This window comes from Marinobacter salinus (assembly GCF_001854125.1).
GTDB classification, from domain to species: domain Bacteria; phylum Pseudomonadota; class Gammaproteobacteria; order Pseudomonadales; family Oleiphilaceae; genus Marinobacter; species Marinobacter salinus.
Map to the genome: position 1 here is coordinate 2,665,046 of NZ_CP017715.1, position 15,139 is coordinate 2,680,184.

At 54.2% G+C, this 15,139-nt stretch carries 29 protein-coding genes; all 29 read right to left on the bottom strand.

All coding sequences use genetic code 11. The features are described 5' to 3' along the window. Positions 1 to 99 precede the first annotated feature (99 nt). Entirely contained in the window at positions 100 to 498 is a 399-nt protein-coding gene (rplQ, locus tag BKP64_RS12320; RefSeq protein WP_070970482.1) for a 50S ribosomal protein L17, read from the bottom strand. A gap of 33 nt (positions 499 to 531) precedes the next feature. Next, on the bottom strand, positions 532 to 1,536 hold the full coding sequence (locus BKP64_RS12325; RefSeq protein WP_070970485.1) for a DNA-directed RNA polymerase subunit alpha: 1,005 nt from the start codon (positions 1,534 to 1,536) through the stop codon (positions 532 to 534). A gap of 35 nt (positions 1,537 to 1,571) precedes the next feature. Further along, positions 1,572 to 2,192 (bottom strand): 30S ribosomal protein S4, encoded by a 621-nt coding sequence (gene rpsD / locus BKP64_RS12330; RefSeq protein ID WP_070970489.1) that lies wholly within the window; start codon positions 2,190 to 2,192, stop codon positions 1,572 to 1,574. An 18-nt stretch (positions 2,193 to 2,210) separates the two neighbouring features. Further along, positions 2,211 to 2,600 (bottom strand): 30S ribosomal protein S11, encoded by a 390-nt coding sequence (gene rpsK / locus BKP64_RS12335; RefSeq protein ID WP_007153992.1) that lies wholly within the window; start codon positions 2,598 to 2,600, stop codon positions 2,211 to 2,213. 13 nt (positions 2,601 to 2,613) lie between these two features. After that, the gene (gene rpsM, locus BKP64_RS12340; protein WP_070970491.1) at positions 2,614 to 2,970 is read right to left on the bottom strand and encodes a 30S ribosomal protein S13; all 357 of its coding nucleotides are present in this window, start codon (positions 2,968 to 2,970) and stop codon (positions 2,614 to 2,616) included. A 141-nt stretch (positions 2,971 to 3,111) separates the two neighbouring features. After that, entirely contained in the window at positions 3,112 to 3,225 is a 114-nt protein-coding gene (gene rpmJ / locus BKP64_RS19125; protein WP_008174902.1) for a 50S ribosomal protein L36, read from the bottom strand. Positions 3,226 to 3,254: 29 nt separating this feature from the next. Beyond that, positions 3,255 to 4,577, bottom strand: a complete 1,323-nt coding sequence (gene secY, locus BKP64_RS12345) for a preprotein translocase subunit SecY (protein ID WP_041341470.1) — start codon at positions 4,575 to 4,577, stop codon at positions 3,255 to 3,257. Positions 4,578 to 4,594: 17 nt separating this feature from the next. Then, on the bottom strand, positions 4,595 to 5,029 hold the full coding sequence (gene rplO, locus BKP64_RS12350; protein ID WP_070970494.1) for a 50S ribosomal protein L15: 435 nt from the start codon (positions 5,027 to 5,029) through the stop codon (positions 4,595 to 4,597). 1 nt (position 5,030) lies between these two features. Then, the gene (gene rpmD, locus BKP64_RS12355) at positions 5,031 to 5,219 is read right to left on the bottom strand and encodes a 50S ribosomal protein L30 (protein ID WP_012139786.1); all 189 of its coding nucleotides are present in this window, start codon (positions 5,217 to 5,219) and stop codon (positions 5,031 to 5,033) included. Positions 5,220 to 5,223: 4 nt separating this feature from the next. Further along, positions 5,224 to 5,724: a 30S ribosomal protein S5 gene (rpsE, locus tag BKP64_RS12360; protein ID WP_070970498.1), complete on the bottom strand. Its 501-nt coding sequence runs from the start codon at positions 5,722 to 5,724 to the stop codon at positions 5,224 to 5,226. Between the two features lie 12 nt (positions 5,725 to 5,736). After that, on the bottom strand, positions 5,737 to 6,084 hold the full coding sequence (rplR, locus tag BKP64_RS12365) for a 50S ribosomal protein L18 (RefSeq protein WP_070970501.1): 348 nt from the start codon (positions 6,082 to 6,084) through the stop codon (positions 5,737 to 5,739). Between the two features lie 9 nt (positions 6,085 to 6,093). Further along, the gene (rplF, locus tag BKP64_RS12370) at positions 6,094 to 6,627 is read right to left on the bottom strand and encodes a 50S ribosomal protein L6 (RefSeq protein WP_070970503.1); all 534 of its coding nucleotides are present in this window, start codon (positions 6,625 to 6,627) and stop codon (positions 6,094 to 6,096) included. A 9-nt stretch (positions 6,628 to 6,636) separates the two neighbouring features. Beyond that, positions 6,637 to 7,029 (bottom strand): 30S ribosomal protein S8, encoded by a 393-nt coding sequence (rpsH, locus tag BKP64_RS12375; RefSeq protein WP_070970505.1) that lies wholly within the window; start codon positions 7,027 to 7,029, stop codon positions 6,637 to 6,639. A gap of 88 nt (positions 7,030 to 7,117) precedes the next feature. Next, entirely contained in the window at positions 7,118 to 7,423 is a 306-nt protein-coding gene (rpsN, locus tag BKP64_RS12380; RefSeq protein WP_041341451.1) for a 30S ribosomal protein S14, read from the bottom strand. Positions 7,424 to 7,436: 13 nt separating this feature from the next. Beyond that, entirely contained in the window at positions 7,437 to 7,976 is a 540-nt protein-coding gene (gene rplE / locus BKP64_RS12385; protein WP_070970508.1) for a 50S ribosomal protein L5, read from the bottom strand. A 15-nt stretch (positions 7,977 to 7,991) separates the two neighbouring features. After that, positions 7,992 to 8,312, bottom strand: coding sequence for a 50S ribosomal protein L24 (gene rplX, locus BKP64_RS12390; RefSeq protein ID WP_070970511.1), 321 nt, complete (start codon positions 8,310 to 8,312; stop codon positions 7,992 to 7,994). Positions 8,313 to 8,329: 17 nt separating this feature from the next. Beyond that, positions 8,330 to 8,698: a 50S ribosomal protein L14 gene (rplN, locus tag BKP64_RS12395; protein ID WP_012139776.1), complete on the bottom strand. Its 369-nt coding sequence runs from the start codon at positions 8,696 to 8,698 to the stop codon at positions 8,330 to 8,332. 18 nt (positions 8,699 to 8,716) lie between these two features. Then, positions 8,717 to 8,983, bottom strand: coding sequence for a 30S ribosomal protein S17 (rpsQ, locus tag BKP64_RS12400; RefSeq protein ID WP_012139774.1), 267 nt, complete (start codon positions 8,981 to 8,983; stop codon positions 8,717 to 8,719). Position 8,984: 1 nt separating this feature from the next. Further along, positions 8,985 to 9,176 carry a 50S ribosomal protein L29 gene (gene rpmC, locus BKP64_RS12405; RefSeq protein WP_070970514.1) on the bottom strand — a complete coding sequence of 64 codons (192 nt, stop codon included), beginning with the start codon at positions 9,174 to 9,176 and terminating at the stop codon, positions 8,985 to 8,987. Next, positions 9,176 to 9,589 carry a 50S ribosomal protein L16 gene (gene rplP, locus BKP64_RS12410; protein WP_070970517.1) on the bottom strand — a complete coding sequence of 138 codons (414 nt, stop codon included), beginning with the start codon at positions 9,587 to 9,589 and terminating at the stop codon, positions 9,176 to 9,178. Before rplP ends, rpmC begins: the two co-directional genes overlap by 1 nt. Positions 9,590 to 9,601: 12 nt before the next feature. After that, positions 9,602 to 10,285, bottom strand: a complete 684-nt coding sequence (gene rpsC / locus BKP64_RS12415) for a 30S ribosomal protein S3 (RefSeq protein WP_070970521.1) — start codon at positions 10,283 to 10,285, stop codon at positions 9,602 to 9,604. 11 nt (positions 10,286 to 10,296) lie between these two features. After that, positions 10,297 to 10,629 (bottom strand): 50S ribosomal protein L22, encoded by a 333-nt coding sequence (gene rplV, locus BKP64_RS12420; RefSeq protein WP_041341430.1) that lies wholly within the window; start codon positions 10,627 to 10,629, stop codon positions 10,297 to 10,299. A 16-nt stretch (positions 10,630 to 10,645) separates the two neighbouring features. Beyond that, entirely contained in the window at positions 10,646 to 10,921 is a 276-nt protein-coding gene (gene rpsS / locus BKP64_RS12425) for a 30S ribosomal protein S19 (protein ID WP_007154011.1), read from the bottom strand. Positions 10,922 to 10,944: 23 nt separating this feature from the next. Further along, complete coding sequence (gene rplB / locus BKP64_RS12430) at positions 10,945 to 11,772, bottom strand: 50S ribosomal protein L2 (RefSeq protein ID WP_070970524.1); 828 nt, start codon at positions 11,770 to 11,772, stop codon at positions 10,945 to 10,947. Positions 11,773 to 11,789: 17 nt separating this feature from the next. Next, positions 11,790 to 12,083 carry a 50S ribosomal protein L23 gene (gene rplW / locus BKP64_RS12435; protein WP_041341428.1) on the bottom strand — a complete coding sequence of 98 codons (294 nt, stop codon included), beginning with the start codon at positions 12,081 to 12,083 and terminating at the stop codon, positions 11,790 to 11,792. Continuing rightward, entirely contained in the window at positions 12,080 to 12,685 is a 606-nt protein-coding gene (gene rplD, locus BKP64_RS12440; protein WP_070970527.1) for a 50S ribosomal protein L4, read from the bottom strand. The genes rplW and rplD overlap by 4 nt, the downstream gene beginning before the upstream one ends. Before the next feature lie 11 nt (positions 12,686 to 12,696). Beyond that, a complete protein-coding gene (gene rplC, locus BKP64_RS12445; RefSeq protein WP_070970529.1) occupies positions 12,697 to 13,335 on the bottom strand; it encodes a 50S ribosomal protein L3 in 639 nt (212 codons plus the stop codon). Positions 13,336 to 13,411: 76 nt separating this feature from the next. After that, a complete protein-coding gene (rpsJ, locus tag BKP64_RS12450; RefSeq protein ID WP_041341420.1) occupies positions 13,412 to 13,723 on the bottom strand; it encodes a 30S ribosomal protein S10 in 312 nt (103 codons plus the stop codon). A gap of 186 nt (positions 13,724 to 13,909) precedes the next feature. Further along, the gene (gene tuf, locus BKP64_RS12455) at positions 13,910 to 15,106 is read right to left on the bottom strand and encodes an elongation factor Tu (RefSeq protein WP_070970532.1); all 1,197 of its coding nucleotides are present in this window, start codon (positions 15,104 to 15,106) and stop codon (positions 13,910 to 13,912) included. Between the last annotated feature and the right edge of the window lie 33 nt (positions 15,107 to 15,139).

Below are 15,139 nucleotides of genomic sequence, written 5' to 3' on the forward strand. Positions count from 1 at the left end.
GCTATTGCGCCCCCCTCCGAGGGGGGGGGCGCAGCCTCCGGGCATAAAAAAACCGGCAATCCTCAGATTGCCGGTTTTTTTGAACAAGTCCGAAAGATTTTACTCTTCGTCGTCGTCCACTTCTTCCGCTTCGATATCCAGCGGACGACCTACTAGCTCTACGAATGCCATAGGGGCATTGTCGCCAGCACGGAACCCGCACTTCAGAATACGAAGGTAACCACCCGGACGCTCATTGTAACGGGGACCAAGCTCATCAAACAGCTTGGCAACCGCCGCATCGTCACGCAGGCGTGAAAACGCCAGACGACGATTCGCGACCGAATCATTCTTGGAAAGCGTAATCAAAGGCTCAGCCACACGACGAAGCTCTTTAGCTTTCGGCAGCGTTGTTTTGATCAGCTCGTGTTCAACCAGTGACGCAGTCATGTTACGGAACATGGCCTTGCGATGCGCACTGGTCCTGCTGAACTTACGACCACTCTTACGATGACGCATTGCTCTTATTCCTTACCTTAAACCAATCGGCGATTAACCGCCCAGAACCCGGTCATCGCCACGAAGGCTAGCCGGCGGCCAGTTATCAAGACGCATCCCCAGTGACAGACCACGGGACGCCAAAACGTCCTTGATCTCGGTCAGCGACTTTTTACCAAGGTTAGGCGTCTTCAGCAGCTCAACTTCTGTGCGCTGGATCAGATCGCCGATGTAGTAAATGTTCTCAGCCTTCAAGCAGTTAGCTGAACGCACTGTCAATTCCAGATCATCTACCGGACGCAGCAGAATCGGATCAATTTCTTCCTCTTCCTCAACGCGCTCCGGCTCTTTCTCATGATCGAAATCAACAAACACCGCCAGTTGCTGCTGGAGAATGGTAGCCGCCCGGCGAATTGCTTCTTCCGGATCGATGGTGCCATTCGTTTCCAGATCAATAACCAGCTTGTCCAGATCGGTCCGCTGCTCAACCCGTGCACTTTCCACGGCGTAAGCCACGCGACGAACCGGGCTGAAAGTTGCATCCAGCTGCAGGCGTCCGATGGCGCGAGTTTCGTCCTCGTCAAGACCTCGCTGGTCCGCCGGCTCATAGCCGCGACCGCGATTAACACGGAGGCGCATGTTCACTTCACCATTTTCACTCAGGTGACAGATCACGTGCTCCGGGTTGGCAATCTCAACATCGTGGTCGAGCTTGATGTCACCGGCAGTGACAACGCCCGGGCCTTTCTTGCTGAGCGTAAGCTCTGCATCGTCCCGACCGTTCATTGTCACGGCGACACCCTTGAGATTCAGAAGAATCTCAATGACATCTTCCTGGACACCCTCAATGGCGCTGTACTCGTGCAAGACGCCGTCGATCTGCGCTTCAGTCACAGCGCAGCCCGGCATCGAAGACAAGAGAATGCGGCGCAACGCGCTCCCAAGCGTATGCCCAAAGCCCCTTTCCAGAGGCTCAAGCGTAACCTTGGCACGCGTGGCGCTTGATTCCTTCACGTCAATGGTACGAGGTGTCAATAACTCATGTACTGAACGCTGCATAGACGCCCCTATCTGCTATCGTTGCTAACTGGGCTTTACTTGGAGTAAAGCTCGACGATGAGGTTCTCGTTGATGTCGGCCGGCAGTTCAGTACGCTCAGGCACTGACTTGTAAACGCCGGACATCTTGTTGGCGTCGACCTCTACCCAGCTCACCGGTGCCCGACTTGCAGACAGATCCAGCGCGCCTTTAACGCGGAGCTGGTTCTTGGCCTTTTCGCGCACACTCACGACATCACCTGGCTTGACTTGATAGGAAGCGATGTTCACTACCTTGTCATTCACCAGAATCGCCTTGTGAGAAACGAGCTGACGGGATTCTGCACGGGTAGAACCAAAGCCCATGCGGTATACAACGTTGTCCAGACGACCTTCCAGAAGCTGCAGCAGGTTTTCACCAGTTGCACCTTTGATTCGGGCTGCCTCTTTGTAGTAATTGCGGAACTGCTTCTCAAGCACGCCGTAGATACGACGGACTTTCTGTTTTTCACGAAGCTGAACGCCGTACTCGGACAGACGACCGCGACGCGCGCCGTGCATACCCGGCGGAGTCTCGATGTTGCACTTTGAATCGAGCGCGCGAACACCGCTCTTCAGAAAAAGATCTGTCCCTTCACGACGAGACAGCTTGCACTTCGGGCCTATATAACGAGCCATATTTCACTGTCTCCTGTGTTAGACGCGGCGCTTTTTGGGCGGACGACAGCCGTTATGGGGAATCGGCGTCACATCTGTGATGTTGGTGATCTTGTAGCCACACGCGTTAAGCGCGCGAACTGCGGATTCACGTCCGGGCCCAGGACCCTTAACCTCTACGTCCAGGTTTTTAAGGCCGTATTCAGCAGCCGCATTACCGGCTCTTTCAGCTGCTACCTGCGCAGCAAAAGGTGTACTCTTACGTGACCCACGGAAACCGGAACCACCGGAAGTGGCCCAGGACAGGACGTTGCCCTGACGGTCGGAAATGGTCACGATAGTGTTGTTGAAGGACGCGTGAATGTGCGCGACGCCATCAACAACCGTCTTTTTCACCTTTTTACGGGTACGTGTACCTGGCTTTGCCATGTTTGCCTACCTGTTACTTACGAATAGGTTTGCGAGGACCTTTACGGGTGCGTGCGTTGGTCTTGGTGCGCTGGCCACGGACCGGAAGGCCATGACGGTGACGCAGACCACGGTGACATCCGAGATCCTTCAAACGCTTGATGTTCATCTGTACTTCGCGACGCAGATCGCCTTCGACAGACACCTTGCCCACTTCGGTACGAAGTGATTCAAGCTGCTCATCGCTCAGGTCTTTGACCTTGACGTCCGGCTTTACGCCGGTTGCATCGCAAAGCTTCTGGGCTGTTGTCTTGCCTACACCAAAGATATAGGTGAGCGAGATAACAGCATGTTTGTGATCGGGTATATTGACACCGGCTATACGTGCCATCCAAATTACTCCGCGTTCAAAGCTTTGCTGTGTGAATTTTCCGCCACAAAAAGGGCGCGAAATAATAGCGCCTGTCTCCTATCGGAGTCAAGTGCCACTATTCCGAACCCCTTTTACATTATCAGGCTTGGTCCCGAGGGATTAGCCCTGACGCTGCTTGTGGCGAGGCTCCGAGCAAATGACTCGTACCGAGCCATTGCGACGAATTACTTTGCAGTTACGGCAAATTTTCTTTACCGAAGCGCGTACTTTCATTGTCGACTCCAGTTTTCAAGGGGAACGGCTTAACCGTTCCGACCATAGCCCTTGAGATTGGACTTCTTCATCAGCGATTCATACTGATGGGACATCAGGTGCGACTGTACCTGAGCCATGAAATCCATCACCACGACTACAACAATCAGCAGTGAGGTGCCGCCCAGATAGAACGGAACATTCCCGGCCACCATCAGAAACTGAGGGAACAGGGACACTGCTGCAATGTACATTGCACCGAACAACGTCAGACGAGTCAGAACACCGTCTATGTATTTGGCAGTCTGATCACCAGGACGAATGCCCGGAATAAACGCTCCAGAGCGCTTGAGGTTATCCGCAACTTCCTTCGGGTTATACATCAACGCTGTATAGAAGAAGCAGAAAAATACGACTGCTGCTGCAAACAGAATGATGTACAACGGCTGGCTAGGTGCTAACGCCTGGGAGACATCGCTCAGCCATTCCATCCCTTCACCCTGGCCAAACCACTGCCCGATCGACGCCGGGAACAGGAGGATGGATGAGGCAAAAATCGGTGGAATAACACCGGCCATGTTCACTTTCAGCGGTAGATGGCTCGACTGCTGCGCGAACACACGGCGGCCCTGCTGTCGCTTGGCATAGTTTATGGTCAACCGGCGCTGACCACGCTCCATGAAAACAACAAAGCCAATAACTGCCACAGCGAGAACACCAATCCCAAGCACAACCAGGAGGCTCATCTCTCCGTTTCTGGCTTGCTCCAGCGTCTGCCCGATGGCACCCGGCAAGCCGGCCACGATACCCGCGAAAATCAACAGGGAAATCCCGTTACCGACTCCACGCTCCGTGATCTGCTCACCCAGCCACATCATGAAGACCGCGCCGCTTACGAAAGACACAACTGCCACAAAATGGAAGCTGAAGCTATCGTTGAACGTAACGCCCTGCGATGCGAGGCCAACAGATATGCCAGCGCCCTGAACCAGGGCGAGGATAACCGTACCATACCGAGTGTACTGACTGATCTTTCGACGACCCGCCTCACCTTCTTTCTTCAGCTGCTCAAGCTGCGGACTCACCGCAGTCATGAGCTGCATGATAATCGAAGCCGAAATGTACGGCATGATACCGAGAGCGAAGATACTCATGCGCTCAAGCGCACCACCGGAAAACATGTTGAACATGCTCAGGATGGTACCCTGATTCTGCTCAAACAGTGCCGCCAGACGGTCGGGGTTAATCCCCGGCACCGGAATATGGGCACCGATTCGGTACACCAACAATGCCAGGAAGACAAACCAGAGCCGCGATCGCAGCTCCGCCAGTCCTTTACCCGCGCCCGCAGGCAATGATGCTGTCTTGGCCATTTAGTCCTCGACTCGCCTTAGTCTTCGACTTTTCCACCCGCGGCGGCAATTGCCTCGCGTGCGCCTTTGGTTACCCGAAGGCCCTTGACGGTTACCGCACGGCTAAGTTCGCCGGACAGGATAACCTTGGCTTCACGAATTTCTTCGCGAATGATATCTGCCTTCTTCAGGGCTGCAAGATCAACCACGTCGCCATCAACCTTCGCCAGTTCGTTCAACCGAATCTCAGCTACATAACGCTGCTGACGAGAGGTGAAACCAAACTTCGGCAGACGACGGGCCAACGGCTGCTGACCACCCTCGAAACCGGGCGCTACGCTGCCGCCAGAACGGGCCTTCAGACCCTTGTGACCGCGGCCACCGGTTTTACCGAGACCGCTACCGATACCACGACCGACCCGCTTGGGGGCTTGGCGTGAACCGGGCTCCGGACTAAGTTCGTTCAGACGCATCTTAGTTCTCCTCAACCCGAACCAGGTAATCTACCCGGTTGATCATGCCGCGGATCGAAGGCGTGTCTTCAACTTCCACGGTGTGACCGATTTTACGAAGACCCAGGCCCTTAACGCACAATTTGTGCTTGGGCTGACAGCCAATAGGGCTGCGGGTCAGAGTTACTTTGATCGTTTTTGCGTTCGCCATGACTTCAACCCAGAATCTCTTCCACGGATTTACCGCGCTTGGCTGCAATATCTTCAGGCGCTTGCGTTGCCTGGAGACCCTTGATGGTGGAACGTACCACGTTCACCGGGTTAGTCGACCCGTAACATTTCGACAGTACGTTCTGAACACCTGCCACCTCCAGGACGGCACGCATCGCGCCGCCGGCGATGATTCCCGTACCCTCGGACGCCGGCTGCATGTAGACCTTGGAGCCGCCATGCTGAGCCTTTACCGCGTACTGAAGTGTGGTGCCGTCCAGTGGGACGTCAACCATGTTCTTGCGCGCAGCTTCCATGGCCTTCTGAATGGCAACCGGCACTTCACGCGCCTTACCACGACCGAAACCAACGCGACCCTTGCCATCACCCACTACAGTCAGTGCGGTGAAGGCGAAAATACGGCCACCTTTAACTACCTTGGCGACACGATTGACCTGAACCAGCTTTTCCTGGAGCTCAGGCGCCTTCTGTTCGTTAACGCTCATCTTCTCCACCTCTTAGAATTGCAAGCCAGCTTCGCGGGCTGCGTCGGCCAGAGCCTGAATACGGCCGTGATAACGGTAACCGGAGCGGTCAAAAGCAACCTGCTCAACTCCTGCTGCCTTGGCGCGCTCGGCGATTAGCTGACCGACCTTTTTGGCAGCTTCCACGTTACCGGTTGCACCCTGGCGCAGGTCCTTATCCAACGTGGAGGCAGATGCCAGCACTTTGCTGCCGTCTGCAGTCGTAACCTGGGCATACATATGACGCGGTGTGCGGTGAACGCACAGGCGATTAGTACCCAGTTCACGGATCTTCATGCGCACCTTGCGTGCGCGACGCAATCTTTCGTTATTCGTGCTCATAGTCCCGCCTTATTTCTTCTTGGCTTCTTTGCGTCTGACCTGCTCATCCGCATAACGAACACCCTTACCCTTATAAGGCTCGGGCGGACGGAACGCGCGGACATCCGCAGCGACCTGGCCAACCTGTTGCTTATCGATACCGCGAATTACAACTTCCGTATTGGACGGAGTTTCTGCGGTAATCCCCTCGGGCAGCTCATACTCAACCGGGTGCGAAAAACCCAGTGTCAGATTGAGCTTCTTACCTTGCGCCTGAGCGCGGTAACCTACGCCCGTCAGCTGGAGCTTACGCTCAAAGCCTGTGGATACACCGGTCACCATGTTGTTGACCAATGCACGAGTAGTACCAGCAAGAGCGCGGGACTGTTTAGCACCATCGCGGGCGACAAAACGCAGAACATTTTCTTCCTGCGTAACTTCAACCGCCTGGTGAATGTTTAATTCAAGCGCTCCCTTGGAGCCCTTTACACTAATTTCCTGTCCGTTCAGCTTAACCTCAACACCGGAAGGCAGCACGACAGGATTATTGGCAACCCTGGACATGTGGTTCTCCTAGAATACGGTGCAGATGACTTCGCCACCCACGCCAGCAGCTCGTGCGGCGCGGTCTGTCATAACGCCCTTGGACGTTGAGACAATCGCGACTCCCAGACCACCGGATACTTTCGGCAGTTCCCCAGCGCCCTTGTACTGGCGCAGACTCGGACGGCTGACCCGCTTGATCTCTTCAATAACCGGCTTACCACCGAAATATTTCAGAGTAATCGTCAGCTCGGGCTTCGCGTCGGCTGAAACGGAAAAATCGTCGACGTAACCTTCATCCTTCAGGACCTGGGCTACGGAGATCTTCATCTTTGAGGACGGCATCGTAACATCTGTCTTAGACGCCATCTGTGCATTACGAATACGAGTAAACATATCCGCAAGCGTGTCTTGCATACTCATTGGTATGAGGCTCCTGATCTTTTTAGTTGTGCAGCGGCGTGCCGCACCGCTTACCAACAGGCACCCGACCGAGGTCAGGATGCCTATCTTACCAGCTTGCCTTGGTCAGGCCCGGAACGTCACCACGCATGCCGTACTCACGGAGTTTAATCCGTGACAGCTCGAACTTGCGCAGAACGCCATGGGGACGACCAGTCACCTGGCAACGATTACGAAGACGCGAAGGAGAGGCATCGCGAGGAAGCTGTTGAAGCTTCATCTGTGCATCCCAACGGTCATCATCGCTGGTATTCGGGTTCTTGATAATCGCCTTGAGCTCAGCGCGCTTTGCTGCAAATTTCGCAACTGTTTGCTCGCGCTTGAGCTCACGGTTTTTCATGGAAACCTTAGCCATTACACTCGTTCCTTTATTTCTTGAACGGAAAGCCAAAGGCTTTCAGCAGTTCACGACCTTCATCGTCGGTACCGGCAGTGGTGGTAATGGTGATGTCCAGACCACGGATCTTGTCGACTTTGTCATACTCGATCTCAGGGAAAATGATCTGCTCACGCACACCCATGCTGTAATTACCACGGCCGTCGAACGACTTGGGATTCAGACCACGGAAGTCACGAATGCGGGGAACCGCAATGTGAACCAGGCGATCAAAGAAATCCCACATACGCTCGCCGCGCAGGGTAACTTTACAACCGATAGGCCAACCTTCACGGATTTTGAAGCCCGCTACGGATTTACGCGCCTTGGTAACAACAACTTTTTGACCCGCCAGGCGCTCAAGATCCGCCACAGCATTCTCAATCAGCTTTTTGTCACCAACCGCTTCGCCGACACCCATGTTAAGGGTGATCTTTTCGATACGCGGCACCTGCATGATGTTCTTGTAGCCGAACTCATTCTGCAGGGCGGGTACCACTTCCTTACTGTACTGCTCTTTCATGTTAAGCATCGTAACCACCACCGCTTACTGGTTATCGACAGCTTCTTTCGTGGACTTGAAGATCCGCATCTTCGCGCCGTCTTCCTTGGTCTGGAAGCCTACGCGATCGGCTTTGCCGGTCTGCGGATTAAAAATAGCCACGTTGGAAGCCTGGATAGGTGCTTCTTTTTCGACGATGCCACCTGGGGTGCCCAGCATCGGGTTCGGCTTGGTATGCTTCTTCATCATGTTGATGCCAGAAACAACCATACGGCCATCGTCCTGAACCTTCAGGACTTTACCACGTTTGCCTTTGTCTTTCCCCGTAGTGACGATTACTTCGTCATCTCGTTTGATCTTTTTCATAACCGGCCTCTGGTCCTCTAAAGTACTTCGGGTGCCAGTGAGATAATTTTCATGAACTTCTCATTACGCAGTTCACGGGTAACCGGTCCGAAGATACGGGTACCGATAGGGGCGTCCTGATTGTTCAGAAGTACTGCCGCATTTCCGTCGAAACGGATCAGCGAACCGTCGGGACGGCGAACACCCTTACGAGTGCGTACCACGACAGCTTTCAGGACCTGGCCTTTCTTCACTTTACCGCGGGGGATGGCTTCCTTGACGGTCACCTTGATGACATCCCCTACGCTGGCATAACGCCGATGTGAACCGCCCAGGACCTTGATGCACATCACCTGACGCGCACCGCTGTTATCCGCGACTTCAAGCATTGTTTGAGTCTGAATCATGGTTGTTCTCCGGGCGAATTACACCTTGGATGCACGTTCAGTGACTTCCACCAGGGCCCAGCTCTTGGTCTTGGAGACCGGACGGGTTTCCTGAATGGTCACAGTGTCACCAACGTTGCACTGATTGCTCTCATCGTGAGCGTGGATCTTGGTTGAACGCTTCATGTACTTACCGTACAGAGGGTGTTTCACCTGACGCTCGACCAGAACGACGATGGATTTCTCCATCTTGTTGCTCACGACCTTGCCGCTCAGAGTTCTGGCAGTTTGGGTAGCTTCAGTCATGTCACTGTCCTGCCTTATCATTCAATACTGTTTTCACGCGAGCAATGTCGCGTTTCACCCCGCCGAGAAGGTGAGACTGATTCAGCTGACCTGTCGCCTTGCGCATGCGCAGGTTGAACTGCTCCTTCAGGAGGTCGATCAGCTCTTTGTTCAGCTCCTCGACTGACTTTTCACGCAGCTCTGTTGCTTTCATCACATCACCGTCCTCGTCACAAAGGTGGTCTGTACCGGCAGTTTGGCTGCTGCGAGCGTGAAGGCTTCGCGAGCGATTTCTTCCGCTACGCCTTCCATCTCGTAGAGCATACGGCCTGGCTGAATCTCAGCCACCCAATACTCGACAGAACCTTTACCTTTACCCATTCGTACTTCAAGCGGCTTACCGGTGATCGGCTTATCCGGGAACACCCGAATCCAGATCTTACCGCCCCGCTTGATGCGACGAGTCATGGTACGACGCGCTGCCTCAATCTGACGCGCAGTTATACGCCCACGGCTGGTCGCCTTCAATCCGTATTCACCGAAGCTCACCTTGTTAGCGCGGTGAGCAAGACCGGTGTTACGGCCCTTCATTACCTTGCGAAATTTGGTGCGTTTTGGTTGCAGCATAAGAGTGCCCCTTTACTTAGAACCTTTCTTCCCAGAGGCTTTCTTGTCAGCACGGACCTGCTCCATACCACCAAGAATCTCACCTTTGAAGATCCATACCTTGACGCCGATTACGCCGTAAGTGGTATGCGCTTCGTAGGTTGCGTAATCAATATCTGCACGCAGAGTGTGCAGAGGTACACGACCTTCGCGATACCACTCGGAACGCGCAATTTCAGCACCCCCGAGACGACCGCCGACCTGAATCTTGATACCCTTGGCGCCTTGTCGCATGGCGTTCTGTACCGCACGCTTCATAGCGCGACGAAACATCACACGACGCTCCAGCTGGCCGGCAACGTTTTGCGCTACCAGGCGGGCATCCAGATCCGGTTTGCGGACTTCTTCGATGTTGATGTGCACAGGCACACCCATCATATCGCTGACTTCGCGACGCAGACGGTCAACATCTTCACCCTTCTTACCGATAACAATACCGGGACGGGCAGTATGAATCGTGATACGGGCGTTCTGAGCAGGGCGCTCGATCACAATTTTGCTGACAGACGCCTTCACCAGACGCTTGTCGAGGAATTCACGAACCCGAATGTCGTTCAACAGGTTTTGTGAGTATTCCTTTTTATCGGCATACCAGACTGAGTTGTGCTCTTTGATCACACCCAGGCGCATGCCGGTTGGATTTACTTTATGACCCATCTGAGCATCTCCTACTTGTCGGCGACCTTGACGGTGATATGGCAGGTGCGCTTGAAAATCCGATCAGCGCGCCCCTTGGCTCGAGCTTTGATCCGCTTGAGCGTCGGGCCCTCATCCACCATAACGGTGGAGACCCGCAATTCGTCAACGTCCAGACCTTCGTTATGCTCAGCGTTGGCAATGGCAGACTCAAGAGCTTTCTTGAGCACGACCGCCGCCTTCTTCGGGCTGAAAGTCAGAATGTTCAGGGCGTCCTCAACCGCCTTGCCGCGTACTTGGTCAGCGACAAGACGTGCTTTCTGAGCTGAGAGGTTAGCGCCCTTGTACTTGGCTGCTACTTCCATTTCTATTCCCTCACAATCAGCGTTTAGCTTTCTTGTCGGCCGCATGACCACGATAAGTACGCGTTGCCGCGAACTCACCCAGCTTATGTCCAACCATATCTTCGGTGACATAAACCGGCACGTGCTGCTTGCCGTTGTGGACTGCAATGGTCAGGCCTACCATCTCTGGAAAGACTGTCGACCGGCGGGACCAGGTTTTGATCGGCCGCTTGTCGTTAGCTTCCAGAGCTGCCTCGACCTTCTTCAACAGATGCAGGTCTATAAAAGGACCTTTCTTCAAAGAACGTGGCACAGCAATTACCTCTATGTAGTCGTTTACTTGGCCGAACGACGACGTACTATCATTTTATCAGTACGTTTGTTCTTACGAGTCTTATGCCCTTTGGTCGGAACACCCCACGGAGTTACCGGGTGACGCCCGCCAGAGGTACGCCCTTCACCACCACCATGTGGGTGGTCAACTGGGTTCATAGCAACACCACGTACTGTTGGGCGTTTGCCGCGCCAACGTGATGCACCCGCTTTACCAAGCTGCTTGAGACTGTGCTCGCTGTTGGATACTTCACCCAACGTTGCGCGGCAATCTACAAGCACCTTACGCATTTCACCTGAACGCAGGCGGATGGTGGCATATGCACCTTCACGCGCTACCAGCTGTACGGATGCGCCCGCAGAGCGAGCCAGCTGAGCACCTTTGCCAGGCTTGAGTTCAACGCAGTGGATTACAGAACCGACCGGAATGTTCCGGAGCGGCAGCGTGCTACCCACTTTAATCGGTGCGTCGATACCGGAGCGCACAGGATCACCAATCTGCATACCTTTGGGAGCGACAATATAGCGACGCTCACCATCGGCATACTTCAGCAGTGCGATGTGCGCAGAGCGGTTAGGATCATATTCAAGGCGCTCAATAACCGCCGGAATACCATCTTTAGTCCGCTTAAAATCAATAACCCGGTAGTGTTGTTTATGACCACCACCAGTGTGACGAGTAGTAATGCGGCCTGCATTATTACGACCACCCGTCTTGTTCTTTCTTTCTACCAACGGCTCGTATGGGCGCCCAGTGTGCAGATCCGGGTTGTAAAGCTTTACAACGTGACGGCGTCCGGCAGATGTTGGCTTGGTTTTGACGATCGGCATATTACGACCCCTTTACCTTATTCCACATCCAGAAAATCGATGTCCTGACCTTCTGCCAGCTTAACGTAAGCCTTACGAATGTCATTACGCTTGCCGAACCCGCGGATAGTGCGCTTGAGCTTACCCTTACGGTTCAGAACCTGAACACCTTCTACGGTGACGTTGAACAGCTGCTCAACGGCTTTCTTGATCTCCGGCTTGGTGGCATCCGGGGCGACCCGGAACACGACCTGGCCATGCTCGGCCACCAGAGATGCTTTTTCGGATACGTGCGGTCCAAGCAGGACCTTATAGATACGTTCCTGATTCATCCCAGCATCTCCTCGATCTTCTTCAGAGCGGGAACAGTTACCACGACATTTTCGTAAGCAACCAGGCTAACCGGGTCCAGACCTGCTATATCACGCACATCAACGTGCGGAATGTTACGCGCGGCCAGGTGAAGATTCTGCTCGACATTATCAGACAGAATCAGAGCGTTGCTCACACCGATATCTTTCAGCTTGGCGTTGAATGCCTTGGTCTTCGGGCTGTCAACATTCATATCGTCGACCACCACCAGACGCTCTTGGCGAACCAGCTCGGAAAAAATGGAGCGCATCGCTGCGCGGTACATTTTGCGGTTTACCTTTTGCTCAAAGCTGCGAGGCTTGGCCGCAAAGGTAACACCACCGGCACGCCAGATAGGGCTACGGATAGTACCCGCACGGGCACGACCAGTACCTTTCTGACGCCAGGGCTTTTTACCGCCACCGCTGACTTCGGAACGTGTTTTCTGAGCCTTGGTACCCTGGCGGCCAGCTGCCATGTAAGCAGTAACAACCTGGTGAACCAGCGACTCGTTAAAATCTTTGGCGAATGCGGCTTCGGAAACAGTAATTTCCTTGCCGCTACCTGTAATAGTCAATTCCATCGCACCGCTCCTCAGGCTTTAACTGCAGGCTTGATGACAACATCGCCGCCAGTTGCGCCGGGTACGGCGCCACTTACCAGCAGCAGGTTGCGCTCGGCGTCGACACGGACAATTTTCAGGTTTTGCACAGTAACCTGAGCATTACCCATCTGGCCCGCCATCTTTTTGCCCTTGAATACCTTACCCGGAGTCTGGTTCTGACCAATGGAGCCCGGAGCACGGTGAGAGAGGGAGTTACCGTGGGTAGCGTCCTGCATGGAGAAGTTCCAACGCTTTACGCCGCCCTGAAAACCCTTACCTTTGGACTGCCCGATGGCATCAACCACCTGACCGTCTTCAAAGACGGAAGCTGTAATCTCGCCACCGGCGGCCAGGTCTTCACCTTCGCCATCGGCCAGACGGAACTCCCACATGCCACGACCGGCTTCAACGCCTGCCTTTGCATAGTGGCCAGCTTCACTCTTGGTTACACGGGAGGAACGACGAGTGCCCACAGTGACCTGAACGGCACGGTAGCCATCGTTTTCAAGAGTCTTGAGTTGGGTAATCCGGTTGGGCTCAACCTCGATTACCGTTACGGGCAGCGCCTGCCCGTCTTCCGTAAAAATACGGGTCATACCGGCCTTACGACCGACAACACCAATTGCCATGTTTCACCTCTTAAGTGTACGGGGCTCTCACCCTCTATGGCCTTATGACAGTTACACAGACTAATACCGCAGGGTATTAACCGAGGCTGATCTGAACGTCCACACCTGCTGCCAGGTCCAGCTTCATCAAAGCATCTACTGTCTTTTCCGTCGGCTCGACAATGTCAAGCAAACGCTTATGCGTACGAATTTCATACTGGTCACGCGCGTCTTTGTTGACGTGCGGGGAGACCAGAATGGTGTACTTTTCCTTCCGCGTCGGCAGAGGGATTGGTCCACGCACTTGAGCGCCGGTCCGCTTTGCGGTATCGACGATCTCCTGCGTAGACTGGTCGATCAGACGATAATCAAACGCCTTCAACCGGATTCGAATTTTTTGGCTTTGCATGATGCACCAAACTCCACTCGTAGCAGCTACTAGTTAGCCGACCTTCAAAAAAAGGAGCCGCATTGTATGCATAATACCCAACCCTGTCAACAGCTACGCTGTTTGACCGGATCGGGCACGAGCCTTGCGACTAAAATAGAAAAAGGGGCTGAACATTCAGCCCCTTTTTCCGACCAGCCGAGCGAATTACTCGATGATCTTGGCGACCACGCCGGCGCCAACGGTACGGCCACCTTCGCGAATCGCGAAGCGCAGACCATCTTCCATGGCGATCGGAGCAATCAGGGTAACACTCATCTTCACGTTGTCACCCGGCATAACCATTTCCACGCCTTCCGGCAGTTCACAGGAACCAGTTACGTCAGTGGTACGGAAGTAGAACTGTGGACGATAGCCCTTGAAGAACGGAGTATGACGACCACCTTCTTCTTTGGACAGCACGTACACTTCGCACTCGAACTTGGTGTGCGGCTTGATGGTACCCGGCTTGCACAGAACCTGACCACGCTCAACGTCGTCACGCTTGGTACCACGCAGCAGAACACCCACGTTCTCACCAGCACGGCCTTCATCGAGCAGCTTGCGGAACATCTCAACACCGGTGCAAGTGGTCTTGACGGTATCCTTGATACCAACAATTTCCACTTCCTCACCAACCTTGATGATGCCACGCTCAACACGACCGGTAACAACGGTACCACGACCCGAAATGGAGAATACGTCCTCAATCGGCATCAGGAACGGCTGATCAATCGCACGCTCTGGCTCAGGGATGTAATCATCCAGGGCTTCTACCAGCTTCTTAACAGCGGTAGTACCCATCTCATTATCATCTTTACCTTCCAGCGCCATCAGTGCCGAACCAGTAATGATCGGAGTATCGTCGCCCGGGAAGTCGTACTGGCTCAGCAGGTCACGAACTTCCATCTCGACCAGCTCTAGCAGCTCTTCATCGTCTACCATGTCCGCTTTGTTCAGGAACACAACGATGTAAGGAACGCCAACCTGACGGGACAGAAGGATGTGCTCGCGAGTCTGCGGCATGGGGCCGTCAGCTGCGGAACAAACCAGAATCGCACCGTCCATCTGCGCCGCACCGGTGATCATGTTTTTCACATAGTCAGCGTGACCCGGGCAATCTACGTGCGCGTAGTGACGAGTTGGGGAATCGTACTCAACGTGGGAAGTGGCAATGGTGATACCACGCGCTTTTTCTTCCGGAGCGTTGTCGATCTGATCAAATGCACTTGCAGAGCCTGTGCCCCAGACTTCGTGGCACACACGAGTCAGGGCAGCGGTCAGCGTGGTCTTACCATGGTCGACGTGACCAATGGTGCCAACGTTCAAGTGCGGTTTACTACGGTCAAATTTCTCTTTAGACACGGTTACACCTCTTCCTGTTTCTTAAGTCCTGGG